Genomic DNA, 16,177 nt, shown 5'->3' with positions numbered 1-16,177 from the left:
AGTATCCTTTTGATGTTTTGACTAGGATAACTTCATATCCTTCTTCAAGCGTGCATAAAAATCACTTAAAGACGTTAATTCCTTGGTTTCTTTCATTGCATTTTGGTAGCTTTCAGCTTGATCCAATAAGATCTTGACCTCTTCATCTAGGCTTTCTAAACTCAAATTTTCTTCGGCTAACTGCCTAGCATACCCTTGCTTTTCAAAATAAGCGGCATTTTCCAGCTGATCCCCCCGACTTGCTGCTTTTCCAAGCGGAACGATGAGATGGAGCTTCTGAAGAGCTAACAGCTCAAACAAGGTATTAGAGCCTCCCCTTGTCACGACCACATCTGCCAAATCCAGCAAGGGCTGGTAGAGATCGGTCACATAGTCCACTCGGTAAAGGTGATCTTGTAAAGTATTCAACTCTGGTTGCCCTGTGATGTTGATGATATTATAACGCTCGCTCAAGTTCGGGTGAGCTGTGATAAAGTCATTAAAAACCTTAGCACCAGCAGAACCACCAACAAATAAGAGAGTCGGACGATCTAACGTCATGTGGGCCTTGATGGCTTCCAATTCTTTTGGAAGGCTTGCGCTTGTCGGTCTAATCTTTGTAATCGCACCAACATGGACGACTTTAGGATCAGAGCTGTCTTGCTCAAAAGTGGTGTAGAGTTTGGTCGCAAAGCGTGAGGCAATTTTATTAGCAAGCCCCATAGAGAGATCGGACTCATGCACAAACACAGGAATTCCTAAGAGACGAGCGGCAATCACAGGAGGAACAGACACGAATCCACCTTTAGAGAACAGGGCTTTAGGCCTTAGTCTCACCAGAATAGCAAAGGACTGTAAAATCCCGTAACCCACCTTAAAAACGTCTGCTAGATTTTGCCAACTAAAATAGCGCCGCAATTTTCCTGTGGCAATACCATGAAAGGTCACATCTAGCTGCAATTTCTGGATTTCTTGGTACTCAACTCCATGCTTATCCCCGATATAATGCACTTCAAACCCGTCATCAAGAAGCAGGGGAATCAAGAGTAAATTAAGGGTCACATGACCAACTGTTCCACCACCGGTTAGCGCGATCTTCGGTTTAGCCATGCTCTTCTCCTTTTAAATCCTCAAAAGTCGCGATAAATTCGTCCCCGCGCACTTCAAAATTCGGATACATATCCCAGCTCGCATTGGCAGGACTAAGAAGAACGACATCCCCTTCTTGTGCCAACTCATAGGCTTTTCTCGTCGCATCAGCTACACGCTCGGCTAACACATAAGGCACCTGTGCTTGCTCTGCTGCCATGGTGAGTTTTGGTGTCACTTCTCCCAAGATGACCATCCCCTTTAGCCCCACCAAGTCAGGAATCAAATCTTCAAAACCAATGCCACGATCGAGTCCGCCAGCAATCAAGATGACCTTTTGCTTGTCAAAGCCAGAGAGAGCCTTTTTCGTCGCTAAACTATTGGTCGATTTACTATCGTTGTAAAAAGCAACCTGCTGAATCTGACCGAGATGCTGCAAGCGGTGTTTAACACCTGTAAAGTGAGAAAGGGCAGTCCGAATAGCATCATCCTCTATCCCCCAAGTCTTGGCAACCACAATCGTTGCTAGAGCATTTTCCACATTGTGTTCCCCAGGCACACCCAGATCAGCTGCTTTCATGATTGGCTGGTCTTTGAAGTAGAGAAGACCATCTTTGAGGTAAGCTCCATCCACCACTTCTTGGCTAGAAAAAGGAACGACCTTGGCTTTGGTTTTTTTCGCCAATTCTTTAGCCATGTCTTGCCCAAAATTAAGAACCAGCGTATCTTCTGCCGTCATCCGGTCTTGCAGATGCCACTTGGCTGCCACATAGTCCTCAAAACTTCCGTGATAATCCAGATGAGTGGGAAGAAGGTTAGTAATGACCGCCACATTTGGATGAAAGTCAGTGACCCCCATCAACTGGAAGCTAGAAAGCTCCATGATGAGCGTGTCGGTACTTTCTGCCTTTCTTGCCACACTGCTAGCAGGAAAACCGATATTACCAGATAGAAGACCTGAGCGACCCGCAGCTTGAAAGACTTCTGCAATCATGGTTGTGGTGGTCGTTTTTCCGTTTGAGCCGGTAATACCAATAATAGGCGCTTCTGAAATCCAGTAGGCCAACTCCACCTCTGTCAAGACAGGAATGCCTTTTTCTAAGGCACGCTGAACCATGGCGTTGCTATAAGGAATTCCTGGATTTTTCACCATCAAAGCGAAATCCTCTTCTAGCAAATCAAGAGGATGCTCACCACAAATCACCTTGATGCCCTCTTCAAGCAGGGCTTGAGCGCTCGGATTTTCGTCAAAGGGCTTGCCATCATTGACTGTGACAATGGCTCCCAACTCCGCTAAGAGGCGGGCTGCTGCTTCACCAGACTTGGCAAGACCTAGCACGAGTACTTTTTTATCTTTTACTTTTGTTGTTGCTTTCATATCGATAGACTCTTTTCCTAATATCTTCACTCTATTTTACCTTTAATTGCCCTATTTTTCAAGAACGCCACAGCCTTTGCCCATGCAAAAAAGATGAGAGAGCCTCTCATCTTTTACTGGTTTCCTTCTTTTTTTTCGGAAGAGGTTTGAGCCTCATAACATCTCTTAGGGCGAAAAAGCCTACGATCGCCATTCCTCCTCCAACAAAAATTTCAGGCGGAGACTGAATCAAACGAATAAAGCTAAGGATAGAAAGGACGATCAAACAGGCAATGCCTGCCACAAGAAAAATCATGTGCATGGTTCCCTTGATGGATTTCGGTGCGACGAACACATAGTATAAAATCATAGCAACCGCAATAATCAAGTAAAACATTCCTACCTCCTTCTCTAAGATACAAAGGGCGTTAAGAAAGCGAGAAGAAAATAGACAGTTTGACGCTGGAACTTTCAGTTCCTAGGAAAACTAGAGATTTTCTCGACGCTTTTAGCCCGTGTTCAGTTTCATAAGATACAAAGCCCGTTAAGCGAACACAGAAAAATAAGAAAGCTGACGAAGAACGGATTGCGTTCTAGGAAGGTTTCGCAGTTCCATAAGATACAAGGTTCCTAGGCTTTGTTCAATTTCTTCTTCAAACAGCCAATTAGGCTTCTTCAATCGCTTGCTTTTTCTTCTTAGCCGCCTTAGCACGCAAGTTTTTATCCAAAATTTGTTTTCTCAAGCGAATAGACTCCGGAGTGACTTCCATATACTCATCGTCATTCAAGAACTCTAAGGATTCTTCCAAAGTCAAGATCCGTGGTGTCTTGATGACAGCCGTTTGATCCTTGGTTGCAGAACGCACGTTGGTCATCTGTTTCGCCTTGGTAATGTTGACCGTCAAGTCGTTATCACGCGAGTTTTCTCCGATAATCATGCCTTCATAGACTTCTGTCCCTGGATTGACAAAGATGGTCCCACGCTCTTCAATTGACATGATAGAGTAGGTCGTTGCCTTACCGGTATCGATAGACACCAAGGCACCTCTATGACGACCACCGATTTCACCTGGAACAACTGGCAGATACTGGTCAAAGGTATGGTTCATAATTCCGTAACCACGTGTCATAGAAAGGAACTCGGTCGAATAACCAATCAAACCACGCGCAGGCACAAGGAAGATCAAGCGCGTTTGACCATTTCCAGTTGACTGCATATCAAGCATCTCACCCTTACGCTCAGAAAGAGATTGGATAACAGAACCTTGGTACTCTTCTGGTGTGTCGATTTGCACACGCTCAAAAGGCTCCATCTTCACCCCATCAATCTCTTTGATGATAACCTCTGGACGAGAGACTTGAAGCTCATACCCTTCACGACGCATGGTCTCAATTAGAATAGACAAGTGCAGCTCCCCACGTCCTGACACCGTCCACTTATCTGGAGAATCTGTCGGATCCACACGCAAGGACACGTCTGTTTGCAACTCAGCCATGAGACGCTCTTCGACTTTACGAGAGGTAACCCATTTTCCTTCACGCCCTGCAAATGGCGAGTTGTTAACCAAGAAAGTCATCTGAAGCGTTGGCTCATCAATGCGAAGCACTGGAAGAGGCTCAACCGCATCCGTCGGTGTGATGGTTTCCCCGACAAAGATATCCTCCATACCAGATACGGCAATCAAATCTCCTGCTTTAGCTTCTTGGATTTCACGACGCTCCAGACCAAAGAAGCCAAAAAGCTTTGTGACACGGAAATTCTTTGTGGTGCCATCCAACTTAGACAATGTCACCTGATCTCCGACCTTGATAGTGCCACGGAAAACACGCCCGATACCGATACGTCCAACAAAATCATTGTAGTCTAGGAGCGATACTTGGAACTGGAGGGGCTCATCCGAATTGTCAATAGGCGCTGGGATGTGGTCAATAATGGTATCAAAAATCGGTGCCATTGTCTTTTCTTGATCCGCTGGATTGTCAGAAAGCGAAGAGGTTCCATTGATAGCTGAGGCATAAACCACTGGAAACTCCAATTGATCATCATCTGCACCCAATTCGATAAAGAGTTCCAACACCTCATCAACTACTTCTTCTGGACGAGCAGAAGGTTTGTCAATTTTATTGACCACCACGATTGGAGTCAAGTTTTGCTCCAAAGCTTTTTTCAAAACAAAACGCGTCTGTGGCATGGTACCTTCGTAAGCATCAACGACGAGCACGACACCATCAACCATTTTCATGATCCGCTCAACCTCACCACCAAAGTCCGCGTGTCCTGGGGTATCCATAATATTGATGCGCACATCATTGTAGGCAACTGCTGTATTTTTCGCCAAAATGGTAATTCCGCGTTCTTTCTCTAGATCATTGGAATCCATAGCCCGCTCATAAAGCGTGGTTCTTGCATCTAAAGTTTGGGATTGCTTCAACAACTCGTCAACAAGGGTGGTTTTCCCGTGGTCAACGTGGGCAATAATCGCAACGTTGCGAATATCTTCTCTTAATTTCGTCATGATGTCCTCTATCTCTTAAAATTTTCTATTAACCCATCAATTATAGCACAGATTAAACAAAAAGACACCAAGAAAATCGCGGTAAACGTTTTCTAGGTGTCTTTCTTATTTGATTTCGTTACAACATTTTCATTCTTTCCTTATTTCTCATCATCTTTGACAATTAAAACCAAATCTAATTGCACTATCAGAGTGAGGACAAATAGCACAGTGATTAGAATGTTTCTGTTATACAAATAGCGGTCTAAAAAGATATAAATATTAAATAAAAAATAGTAGAACAGCCATTTTTTATAGAAATGCCGATTGAACTTTCGCCGCTTCATCCTTTTTACCTCCTCAACCTATCTCTCTCTTTTTATTTTACTCCTTTCTGGTACAAAAAGAAAGAAGATACTGTTGTACCTTCTTTGCCATCCTTATTTACTTTCTTTGACCTTACCATTCCAGTAGTCAAAACCGTCTTTTAAGGCATAGACCTGCGTGTAGCCTGCTTTTTTGAGTTGCAAGATTGCTCTTGCTAGGTTGCTCCCTCTGGCAGAGTCATAGACAAGGACGGGACGGTCTTTTCTAAGGGCAGAGAGCGACTCTTGAAACTGCCCCATTTGGAAATTTCTAGCTCCTAGGATGTGCTTTTTCCTAAAACTCTCAGGGTCTCTGACATCGATGACCTGCCCCTCTCTCATATAGGCTTCAAAAGTGCGATTATCCACGAAATCAGCTGCTTTTCTGACGCGGTAATATTGGAAACCAAACCATACCAAAAGACCGATTAGAACAATCCATAAAATCAATGTGACCATATTCTCTCCTTAGTCTTTGACTGAAAATTGACGGGCCAAACTAGCTGCTCCGATAATACCAGCATCATTGCCCAGTTCTGCGAGCTTGATTTTCGTTGTGAGACGCACCTGCGGAAAGGCATAGCGCTTAAACTGGTCTTCGACCTTGGCTCTTAAAAACTCACCCGCAGCAGATACCCCACCACCGATGACAATGGCATCTGGGTTGAGGATATTGCCTAGATTGGCAGCTGCCAAACCAAGATAAAAGGCAACCTTATCGACCACTTGACCGGCAAAGAAATCACCTGACTCAGCTGCAACAAAGACATCCTTGCTGGCCACCAAATCTCCATTATCAATAGCAAGTTTGATGGCAGATTCACCCTCATACTCCTCAGCTAGTAGGCGCGCTACACGGACCACACCCGTCGCAGAAGCCACCGTTTCAAGACAGCCTTTGTTGCCACAGGTACACTCAAAGCCATCTGGCTCTACAATCATGTGACCAATCTCACCACCAGCACCAGCCACACCATGAATGAGGTTGCCATCTGCAATGATGCCGCCACCAACACCCGTTCCAAGGGTCATAAAGACAACATCTGGCTGATTTTCACCAGCTCCCATCCAGCGCTCCCCTAGAGCAGCCACGTTAGCATCGTTATCAATGGCAAAAGGGATACCAAGTGCTTGCTCAATCGCAGCTCCTACTTCTTGCTTTTGTGCCCAGTTGAGGTTAAAAGCCCCTGTCACTGTTTTGGCCTTACGATCCACTGCCCCTGGAGACCCCATGCCAATCCCAGCCACATCTTGGCTAGAAAGACCATACAAATCTAAACGGTGCTGAATAGAAGCAATGATGTCTGGAACGATATGTTTGCCCTCTTCTAAGCTGTTGGTTTCAATCGCCCATTTTTCCTGCACTTGGCCATCCAAGGTCAAAATGCCAAATTTAATGGTTGTTCCACCTAAATCAATCCCTATTAATTTTTGTGTCATCTTCTCTTTCCTTTTCTAAACGATGTTCACGCCTTAAAATCAATTCGGCTTCTAAGTACTCCATCTTGTCCAACAAACCTGCTTGATACAAGGCTTCTAGCTCTATTTTCATCATTTCGATATCATACAAACGTTTGCCTAGATAGACCAAAATGCCAAAGCGTTTTAGAAGTTGCTGCACATCATATAAAGTTTTCATATACACTTGATTCTATCAAAAAATCCTTAATTTTTCAATCCTTCTTCCATTCAAAAATGACTAGGAATAATCCCTAGTCATTTTCACTTTTATCGCATTAACGCGCTGCTTTTCCAAGCTCAGCTCTTAGCATCCAAACAATCTTTTCTGCTTCACCAATCGCATCAGAAAATAAGTTATTTGATGCCTCGTCACCCTCTTCATCTGTGATGGCAAGACCTGTTTGGTAGAGGCTAATCAAGTAAGTATAAACATCCACGATACGTTCTAGATGCTCCGCCATCGTCTTATCGTAACTTCCAGGAACTTCTTCAAGGTTAGATGCTTCATCAAATTCCTTCAAAGTCGAATAAGGATGACCACCAAGAGCAATCAAACGCTCACTCATCTCGTCCAAATGCGCATTCAAACCATCCATGAGCTCGTCCATCTTAGGATGGAGGTAGAAGAACCCCTCACCTCGCATATACCAGTGAGCTTGATGGATAATCGAAATTGCTTTAGATAGGTCTGCCACAGCTTGATTTAACACCGCTTGACTTTGTTCATAGGTTGGTAATTCGTTCACAGTAATTTTCATTTTCTTTTCCTCCTTTCTTTATATTTTAGAACAATTCTAATTAAAAAGCAAATATTTTACTTCTTTTTACGAATAAAAAGATATGATGATTGTTCTCTTATTTTTCGGGGCATTGACAGGCTATTTCCTGTCTCAAATTGTCCTTTATTTCCCAGATTTTCCTTTTTCAAGCCGTTTTCATACCTGTCCGACTTGTTCTTTTAGGCTACCTCTTTTTCACTTTTGTCTCATCGTCGGGCGGCTCTTAACCAAGCATGCTTGTCCATCTTGTCACCACCACCTGCCTTGGTTTTTGACTGGTCTTGAGATAGGATTTGCTCTTCTTGCTTATGGCTATTTAGAGCATATCCTTTCGTTTCCCGTGGTCCTCCTCTTAGGGCTTGGATTTGTCCTTAGTCTGTATGATAGCGCCCATCAGGAGTATCCTCTTTTGATTTGGGTCATTGGAACACTTTTCTTAATTCCCATCACTGGGATAACACCTTTTAGTTTACTCTTATTGGCTTTTGGCATCTTGGCTTTCATCTTTCCTATTCCCATCGGCAGTGGAGATTTCTTGTACCTAGCCAGTCTTGCACTCGTTTTTTCTTTCCAAGACATGCTCCTCTTAATCCAGTTCGCCAGCCTTTCAGGTATTCTTTATTGCCTAATGAAGAGAAAAACCAACGAAACCATCGCTTTTGTTCCTTTTCTATGGGCAGGGCTAATCTTAATCACTTTTCTCTCTTTATGACGCTTTCACCTTTTATTTGTCTTTTAAATCATCTGGGAGGGTAATTCCTAGCTCTTTTGCAACAGCATCATTGACCACAGGGGTTCCTTGATCAAAAATCTCAACCGGTAAATCAGACACCTTTTTACCAGACAAGATTTGTGCGGCCATCTTACCTGTTGCCACACCTAAATCATGCTGATTGATGACAACAGAAGCAAGACCGCCTTCTTCAACCATCTTTGCAGCGCTTGGATAAATCGGTTTCTTTTGCTCTTTTGCGGCAGAAACCACGCTAGAAAAGGCACTGGCAATCGTGTTATCTAGGGGAATATAAACGGCATCAACCTTGCCTAACATGACGTTCATGGTTGTTGCGATTTCATTGCTAGAAGGAACCGCATAAAGCGAAACCTCATAACCTTCTTTTTGAGCTAGTGACTTGAACTCTTCGACTTGTGATTTAGAATTGTCTTCGTTACTGGAGTAGAGGACACCGACACGCTTCACATCAGGGGTGAGGCGTTTCATCAAGGTAATTTGTTTGGCAATCGGGGTATGGTCAGAAACGCCGGTCACATTTTTATCTGGCTTTTTCAAATCCTTAACCAATTTTGCTCCCACAGGATCGCTAACAGCTCCCATCACAACAGGAATATCAGAAGTCGCATTTGCCAAACCTTGGGCGGCTGGTGTTGCGATGCCGATGAGCACATCATTTTTGTGGTCAACCAAGGTCTGACTCATGCTTTGTACCTTGCTTTGATCAGCTTGGGCATTGAGAAAATCAATCTTTAAGTCTTTCCCGCTATAACCACTTTCTTTCAAACCATCTTGGATGCCCTTATAAATCTCATCCAAGGATTCATGGGTGACATATTGCAAAACGCCCACTCTAGCCACTTTTTGACTAGCTTTTTCTTTGGTTTTACCAAACTGAGAATAAAGCCCACCTCCCACTAGAAGGACGACTAAAGCAAGCAACACGACCATTAACGATTTATTTTTCATTTCTCTTCTCCTTGTCTTTTGTTTTCATTGGTGATTGTCCTTTGAACTTTGCCATCGTTTCATCGCTTGACTCCTTTCTATTTCCTTCAAAACAAAAACGCCCCCACATAGAAAATTCTATGTGAGGACGTCAAAAACGCGGTGCCACCTCTCTTATGGGTACCAAAAAAGACCCATCTCCTTAGACCTGTCCAACAACAGGTTGCACGATAAGGGGTGCCTACCGAATTCTTATGGTTTCGAATTCTATGATAACCTCAGTCCAATATTCATAAAGACCTGCTACCCACTTTCACCAACCGCGAGCTCTCTACTTAGAAGTTCTTTACTACTTTTCTGATTGTCACCATTTTAAACATTTTTCAGACTTTTGTCAAGTTTTATTGTCCGATTTTTTATTTTTTCTTCACTTTCACTTTTTTTGACGAAAACGGACGAACTATTGGTCTTTTGTGGATAGCTTGTCTAGTCTCTGATTAACTGTGGCGAGTAGCTCTTCTAAAAGCAACTTGAGAAGCCCCAATACACGCGGGTCATCGCTTTTAAGGTAAGCCTTAATCCCAGCCAAAGGATCTTGTCCACTGGTATAAAAATCTTCTAAAGAAATCTGCTCGTCTTTTTTATCTGTCATGTGCTCACTCCTTTTTCTTTTAGTGTATCACACCCAAACACTAAAAACAAGATAAAAAAAGGCCCTCCTTGCACCGGCAAAGAGGGAACATAAACTGTCTTTCGACAATTTTAGGAGATTTATGAAAAAGAAAAGTTTTTAGGATGGTTATATTGTAAGGTATTTAGCTTAAAGAAACCTTAAAGCATCTTATTTTTTTCCTTCTTTTATGAATAAGAAAAATCTGGAACTTTTTTCGCTCCAGATTTGCTTTTTTTACGCTTAAAAATTGCGTTTTGAACGATTGTAGCCATAACGCTCGACAAAGTCTTCTCTAAATTCTAAGAGATTGTCATCCAAGATGGCTTGTCTGACATTTTTCATGAGGTTAAGCAAGAAATAGAGATTGTGATAGCTGGTTAGTCTGATACCAAAGGTCTCATCCGCTTTAAGGAGGTGACGTAGATAAGCCCTCGTGTAGTTCTTGCAGGTATAACAATCACAGTTGTGATCAAGTGGGGTGAAATCCTCGGCATATTGAGCATTTTTCACCACTAAACGACCTTCACTGGTCATGCAGGTTCCGTTTCTTGCAATCCGAGTCGGTAGAACACAATCAAACATATCGACCCCTCTAATCACCCCATCAATCAAGCTATCTGGCGCTCCAACACCCATGAGGTAGCGCGGCTTATCTTCTGGTAAGAGAGGGGTAGTAAAATCAAGCACTGCATTCATTTCTTCGTGGGTCTCCCCAACCGCTAGACCTCCGATGGAATAACCAGGGAAATCCATGCTCACCAAATCTTGGGCAGACTGTCTTCTCAAATCCTCAAAGCCCGCTCCTTGAACAATGCCAAAGAGACCTTGGTCTTCTGGACGACGATGAGCCTTTAGGCCACGTTCTGCCCAACGAGAGGTGCGCTCGATGGATTTTTTCACATAATCATAAGGTTGATAGAACTGTGGGCATTCGTCAAAACTCATCATGATGTCACTTCCGAGATTGTTTTGAATGGAAATGGCCTTTTCAGGTGAGAGAAACATCTTGGCACCATTGAGATGGTTTTTAAAGGTCACCCCTTCTTCTGTGATGTGACGGCTATCTGCTAAAGAATAGACCTGAAAACCACCACTATCGGTCAAAATCGGCTGATTCCAGTTCATAAATTGATGCAAACCACCCGCTCTTGCGACCAACTCATCACCTGGACGGAGCCAGAGATGGTAGGTATTAGATAAAATAATACCTGAACCCATGGTCTTGAGTTCCTCTGGCGAGAGAGTCTTGACGGTTGCTTGTGTCCCCACAGGCATAAACATAGGAGTAGGAAAGGTACCGTGCGGTGTGATAATCTCACCCAAACGGGCACCTGTGTGTTTTTCTTTTTTAATCAATCGATATTGAATCGGTGGTGTTGTCATTTTGTCTCCTTTATCTGCAAATGGCAAAAACAGTGCCACGCGTTTTTTCAACTGTTCCAGTGTACCAAAAAATCCACGTCTTGTCATGCTTTATGGTATAATAAAACGGTTAGGAGAATACTATGTCGAATCATCATATCAAACAATTTGCAAAACAGTTCCTAAGGGAAAATAAAAGTCACTACGCTGTCTTTTTGACCCCTATTATCCTGTCGATTCTGTCTTTATGGGTACTTTTTTGGGATCAGGGCAGACAATCGCTCTTTAATTTTTCAAACCTCATCACCTTGATTGCTACGATGTTTACCACGTCCGCTTCTTTTTCTGTTTTGGATCTGTTGCACCGCAAAAAGCAAGCGCTTGATTTTACAGACAGCAGCCTTATTTTTTCGAGAAAGATTTTTTTCCAGTGGCTACTGCTGATAGGGCTAAAATTTTTACTCATCTTCACCCTTTCTTTTCTCGTCTTGATGCTAGCAACCTTGCTTCTTTTAGGCTTGGGACTTGGGCAAACTCTTGCCTTTGAACTGTTGATACTCATAGCTCTTGCCGTCAACTTGCCGCTCTATTATTCTTATCTCTTTGCAGATCTGATCCTCTATGAACAACTGACACAAGGAATTTATCTCGGTCCTTTCCTTGCCTTGCGCTTATCCAGGCAACTGATGGCAGGAAAGCGAATCAAAGCCTTCTTGCTTGATCTTTCGTTTATTCTCTGGTATGTTTCCATTCCGTTTACTCTGGGTTTGACGTATTTTATCCTCCTGCCTTATCAAACGACCAGTCGTATCTTCTTTTACCAACAGCTCATCTTTGAAACCATGGAAAAAGGATTACAGAAAAAAGACTTAGCCTAAGGGGCTAAGCCTTTTTTAATGCTTCTTGACAGTTGGGACAAAGTCCGTAAACGACTAACTGAGAACGGGTGACTTGATAACCTGTTCGTCTTTCAATCGCCTGATGAATATTAGGATGGTGGCTATCCATAAAATCCTCAATAGCCCCGCAACGTTCGCACACGATATGAGGGTGTTCATTTCCCATAAAATCATAGCGACTGGTGCTGTCTTGGCTAACCTTCAACTCACTAATAAACCCCTCATCCACCAGCAATTTAAGATTGTTATAAACCGTTGCTAAACTCATGCTTGGAAAAGAAGGCAAGAGATCACGGTAAATCATCTCTGCACTCGGATGATTAGGACTTCCGATAAGGTAATACAAAATCGCCTTTCTGGTATCTGTCAAGCGAATGCCCTTTCCTTTTAGGTGATCCAGCGCATTCTGATAAAGTAATTGTCTATCTTCTTCGAGATGAGTGTGCATATCCTCCACTCCTTATCGTAATAGGTTTATTATATCACAAAATCTAAAAAGACAGAAGCCATTCCTTATTTTAGTCTTGATTTTCTTCAAAAATCGCTTTTGCCCGCGTCAAAGCAGACCAAGCCTTGGGCCAACCGGCATAAAAGGCCAGGTGGGTCAACATGGCGGCCATCTCTTCTTTTGTGATGCCGTTTTGCTTACCAAGTTTGAGATGGGCATCGAGTTGTTCGAGATTGCCTGCTGAAACAAGGCTTGCAATAGTAATCATAGACCGTGTCTTAGGGGTTAGGACGCTATCTTCTTTGAACCAAACTTCCCCAAAAAGGACATCATCATTAAAATGTGCAAAATCTGGGGCGAAATCCCCTAGCAAATCCTGTCCTGCTGTTTGTTTTTCTGCCATTTTAGTTCTCCTTTTGATTGGCTGCTTGGTAATCTTCTTCAGAAACCGCCTCTTCCCACTTGGCGCTGCCTTTGGTGATAGCGATATGGGCAAAATAACTGTCCTTGGTCGCCCCGTGCCAGTGTTTGACATTTTCCCTAGTGACAACCACATCACCCTTTTTCAAGTGTCTAGCAGGCTTGCCCCACTCTTGATAGAGGCCTTCACCAGCGCTCACCAAAAGGACTTGATAGCCATTTTCATGACGGTGCCAATGATTGCGACAAGACGGCTCAAAACTGACTTGTGCGATGCCAACCTCGTCATCTGGCGTCGTGGCTAAAAATTCCAAATAAGATAGACCTGTAAAATAGTCTTGATAGGCCGTATTTTCCTGACCGATTGGAAATGGGCTGGTTTGTTCTAATTCGCTTTTGTTCATACTTTTACCTCAAGTTTTTTCTTAGATAATGCCTTACTTGGCTTCGTACCAAGTTTTTCCTGCGTGTTCATCGACAATGAGAGGAACACTTAAATCCACCGCTTGTTCCATGATTTCTTTGACCAGTTGACTGACAGCTTCGAGTTCTGCTTTTGGCACTTCTAGGACGATTTCGTCATGCACCTGCAAGAGCATCTTGGCCTCAAAACCTCCCTCAACCAAGCGTTTATCTAGCTCAATCATAGCCAATTTCAAAATATCTGCGGCACTTCCTTGGATGGGAGAATTAATAGCGGTGCGCTCAGCAAAACTTCTGACATTGAAATTTCTCGAATTGATGTCTGGCAACTCTCTTCTGCGTTTAAAGATGGTTTCCACATAGCCCTTATCCTTGGCCTCACGGACAATGGTCTCCATATAAGCCTTGATACCTGGATAGCGCTCAAAGTAAGTTTCGATATAGTGTTTGGCTTCTTTTCTGGTAATGCCTAGATTATTGGACAGACCAAAATCAGAAATTCCATAAACCACACCAAAGTTAACCGCCTTAGCATTGCGCCTGTCGTTATCCGTCACCTGATCTGGCGAAGCAATCCCAAAGACCCGCATGGCTGTGCTGGTGTGGATGTCCGCCCCATGTAAAAAGCCGTCAATCAAATGCTGGTCTTTGGCGATATGTGCCAAAACCCGCAATTCAATCTGAGAATAGTCCGAGCTTAATAAGACCGCATCCTCACGAGAAGGCACAAAAGCCTTACGAATTAAACGCCCTTGCTCTAAGCGAATGGGGATATTTTGAAGATTGGGATCAATGCTTGATAAGCGCCCCGTTTGGGTCAAATCCTGAACGTAACGCGTATGAATCTTCCCATCGGATAGGATATAATCTTGAAGACCAATCACATAAGTCGATTGTAGCTTGGTAATCTGACGATAATCCAAGATTTTAGAGACGATTTCAGACTGACCAGCAAGACGCTCTAAAACATCTGCAGCTGTCGAATAGCCTGTCTTGGTTTTTTTGGTTGCCGATAGAGGTAGACCCAGTTTTTCAAATAAAAGGATGCCCAGCTGCTTGGGAGAATTGATATTAAATTCCTCACCCGCCAAGTCATAGATGTCCTGTGTCAACTGGTCAATGACCACTTGATTGTCCCTAGCCATCTCCTCTAAGGTTTCTTTTTTGACGGTAATACCTGCAATTTCCATCTTGCCTAGAACATGAGCGAGAGGAATTTCCATATCAAAGAGCAGACTTTCTTGACCATTGTCGTGAAGGGCCTGCAAGATAGGCTCCTTGGTTTCCACTAGGACTTGCACTTTATTGGCCAAATGCTGCAACAAGGTTTCTTTTTCCGGAATCGCTCGTTTAGCGCCCTTGCCATAGACCGCATCATCACTAGGCAAGTCTCTTTGCCCATAAAGGCTAGCAATGGTGGTTAAAGTATTATCCTCTACCGTAGAGAGCAGGTACTTGGCCAAACGGCTGTCAAAGGAGGCTTGGGGGAAGTCAATTCCAAAGCGACTGAGCAGGACCTGACTGCGCTTGGCATCATAGGTTTGAATCGGCTTAGCCAGCAGCTCTCGTAAGAGAGGATGCTCCAACAAAGAAACAGCCTGTGTCGCAAAAATCCGCTCCTTATTGCCCCAAGCAAAGCCAATCACTTCTTCGGTGTGATAGTTGTCTCCCAAAATTTCAAAATAGAAAAAGTCATCTGGCGCAAACATCTCTGCGGACAACTCTTCCACCTCTTGGTAGGAAACTTGCTCAATAGCTGTCTCAGGCACATCTAAGCCCAACTTAAACTGTTTGAAACCCAGCTCATCATAAAGTGGCAACAAGAGCTCTGGTCTCGGTCCTTGGTAGCGAATATCATCCAAACCAATGGTAATTGGTGCCTTGGTATCAATGGTTGCCAAAGTCTTCGACAAGAAAGCCTGTTCCTTATCTTGAAGCAGATTTTCCTTCATCTTGGAGGGTTTCATCTGATCGATGCGCTCATAGATCCCCTCTAAACTACCGTACTCATGTAAGAGCTTGAGACCTGTCTTTTCACCGATTTTGGTCACACCGGGAATATTATCCGACTTGTCCCCCATCAAGGCCTTGAGGTCAATGAACTGCTCAGGAGTAAGCCCCATTTTTTCAAACAGATAGTCGGGGGTAAAAGCTTCAAACTCAGCCACTCCTTTTTTGGAGATTTCCACCACTGTGTGAGCATCCGTCAGTTGGATCAGGTCCTTGTCCCCACTGACAATGGTGATGGCAAAAGCTTCATCATCCTGCTCAGCTAGTTTATCCAAGGTCCCGATAATGTCATCTGCCTCATAATTTTCAAGGTCGTAATAGGCAATCCCTAACCCTTCTAGCATCTCACGAATATAAGGGAATTGCTCACGAAACTCATCAGGAGTCTTGGCTCTTCCAGCCTTATAATCGGTAAACATCTCTGTCCGAAAAGTCGTTTTACCCGCATCAAAAGCCACCAGCACATGCGTCGGGTTGATGCGTTTCATGACATGGTCCAACATCAAATGAAAACCATAAATGGCATTGGTATGCAGACCACTGGTCGTTTGGAAGCGATCCAGCTGATTGTAAAGGGCAAAAAAGGCCCGATAAGCCACAGACGAACCATCTATCAATAATAATCTGTTTTTCTTCATACCCTTATTTTATCAAAATTAAGCCTTTATTTCAAAAAAGACAAAAAGAGGCTGAGACAAAAAAATGAATCAACCTCCTTATACTTTCTAAATAAACG

The 16,177-nt window shown here is 43.5% G+C and carries 17 protein-coding genes; 2 read left to right on the top strand and 15 right to left on the bottom strand.

Going from position 1 to position 16,177, the window contains the following annotated elements; translation table 11 throughout:
- Positions 1-21: 21 nt before the first annotated feature.
- From ACZ49W_RS03550 to ACZ49W_RS03515, 8 genes are all read right to left on the bottom strand, one after another.
- Positions 22-1,089: a UDP-N-acetylglucosamine--N-acetylmuramyl-(pentapeptide) pyrophosphoryl-undecaprenol N-acetylglucosamine transferase gene (locus ACZ49W_RS03550; protein WP_464813959.1), complete on the bottom strand. Its 1,068-nt coding sequence runs from the start codon at positions 1,087-1,089 to the stop codon at positions 22-24.
- Entirely contained in the window at positions 1,082-2,446 is a 1,365-nt protein-coding gene (murD, locus tag ACZ49W_RS03545) for a UDP-N-acetylmuramoyl-L-alanine--D-glutamate ligase (protein WP_464813958.1), read from the bottom strand. The genes ACZ49W_RS03550 and murD overlap by 8 nt, the downstream gene beginning before the upstream one ends.
- A 106-nt stretch (positions 2,447-2,552) precedes the next feature.
- Entirely contained in the window at positions 2,553-2,822 is a 270-nt protein-coding gene (locus ACZ49W_RS03540; protein WP_464813957.1) for a DUF3165 family protein, read from the bottom strand.
- Between the two features lie 268 nt (positions 2,823-3,090).
- A complete protein-coding gene (gene typA / locus ACZ49W_RS03535; protein ID WP_464813956.1) occupies positions 3,091-4,941 on the bottom strand; it encodes a translational GTPase TypA in 1,851 nt (616 codons plus the stop codon).
- Between the two features lie 419 nt (positions 4,942-5,360).
- Complete coding sequence (locus ACZ49W_RS03530; protein WP_464813955.1) at positions 5,361-5,744, bottom strand: rhodanese-like domain-containing protein; 384 nt, start codon at positions 5,742-5,744, stop codon at positions 5,361-5,363.
- A gap of 9 nt (positions 5,745-5,753) precedes the next feature.
- Entirely contained in the window at positions 5,754-6,725 is a 972-nt protein-coding gene (locus ACZ49W_RS03525; RefSeq protein WP_464813954.1) for an ROK family glucokinase, read from the bottom strand.
- Positions 6,700-6,924, bottom strand: a complete 225-nt coding sequence (locus ACZ49W_RS03520) for a YqgQ family protein (protein WP_464813953.1) — start codon at positions 6,922-6,924, stop codon at positions 6,700-6,702. The genes ACZ49W_RS03525 and ACZ49W_RS03520 overlap by 26 nt, the downstream gene beginning before the upstream one ends.
- Before the next feature lie 97 nt (positions 6,925-7,021).
- A complete protein-coding gene (locus ACZ49W_RS03515; protein WP_464813952.1) occupies positions 7,022-7,504 on the bottom strand; it encodes a Dps family protein in 483 nt (160 codons plus the stop codon).
- Between the two features lie 85 nt (positions 7,505-7,589).
- Here ACZ49W_RS03515 and ACZ49W_RS03510 point away from each other — a divergent pair, with 85 nt between their 5' ends.
- A complete protein-coding gene (locus tag ACZ49W_RS03510; RefSeq protein ID WP_464813951.1) occupies positions 7,590-8,237 on the top strand; it encodes an A24 family peptidase in 648 nt (215 codons plus the stop codon).
- Positions 8,238-8,249: 12 nt separating this feature from the next.
- On the opposite strand, the gene trpX is transcribed toward ACZ49W_RS03510, so the two are convergent.
- From trpX to tgt, 3 genes are all read right to left on the bottom strand, one after another.
- Complete coding sequence (gene trpX / locus ACZ49W_RS03505; RefSeq protein WP_464813950.1) at positions 8,250-9,227, bottom strand: tryptophan ABC transporter substrate-binding protein; 978 nt, start codon at positions 9,225-9,227, stop codon at positions 8,250-8,252.
- A 439-nt stretch (positions 9,228-9,666) separates the two neighbouring features.
- Complete coding sequence (locus tag ACZ49W_RS03500; protein WP_464813949.1) at positions 9,667-9,858, bottom strand: hypothetical protein; 192 nt, start codon at positions 9,856-9,858, stop codon at positions 9,667-9,669.
- A gap of 261 nt (positions 9,859-10,119) precedes the next feature.
- On the bottom strand, positions 10,120-11,262 hold the full coding sequence (gene tgt / locus ACZ49W_RS03495; RefSeq protein WP_464813948.1) for a tRNA guanosine(34) transglycosylase Tgt: 1,143 nt from the start codon (positions 11,260-11,262) through the stop codon (positions 10,120-10,122).
- A 122-nt stretch (positions 11,263-11,384) separates the two neighbouring features.
- Between tgt and ACZ49W_RS03490 the strand changes: the two genes are divergently transcribed.
- Positions 11,385-12,119, top strand: coding sequence for a DUF975 family protein (locus tag ACZ49W_RS03490; RefSeq protein ID WP_464813947.1), 735 nt, complete (start codon positions 11,385-11,387; stop codon positions 12,117-12,119).
- Between the two features lie 4 nt (positions 12,120-12,123).
- Here ACZ49W_RS03490 and ACZ49W_RS03485 read toward each other — a convergent pair whose 3' ends face one another.
- The 4 genes from ACZ49W_RS03485 to polA form a co-directional block, all read right to left on the bottom strand.
- Positions 12,124-12,588 (bottom strand): Fur family transcriptional regulator, encoded by a 465-nt coding sequence (locus ACZ49W_RS03485; RefSeq protein WP_464813946.1) that lies wholly within the window; start codon positions 12,586-12,588, stop codon positions 12,124-12,126.
- Between the two features lie 70 nt (positions 12,589-12,658).
- On the bottom strand, positions 12,659-12,991 hold the full coding sequence (locus tag ACZ49W_RS03480) for a carboxymuconolactone decarboxylase family protein (RefSeq protein WP_464813945.1): 333 nt from the start codon (positions 12,989-12,991) through the stop codon (positions 12,659-12,661).
- A gap of 1 nt (position 12,992) precedes the next feature.
- Positions 12,993-13,412: a cupin domain-containing protein gene (locus ACZ49W_RS03475; protein ID WP_464813944.1), complete on the bottom strand. Its 420-nt coding sequence runs from the start codon at positions 13,410-13,412 to the stop codon at positions 12,993-12,995.
- A 33-nt stretch (positions 13,413-13,445) separates the two neighbouring features.
- The gene (gene polA / locus ACZ49W_RS03470) at positions 13,446-16,079 is read right to left on the bottom strand and encodes a DNA polymerase I (protein WP_464813943.1); all 2,634 of its coding nucleotides are present in this window, start codon (positions 16,077-16,079) and stop codon (positions 13,446-13,448) included.
- Between the last annotated feature and the right edge of the window lie 98 nt (positions 16,080-16,177).

This window comes from Streptococcus sp. STR1/CE/0325 (genome assembly GCF_055386095.1).
This window is presented reverse-complemented; position numbering and strand designations above follow the sequence as displayed.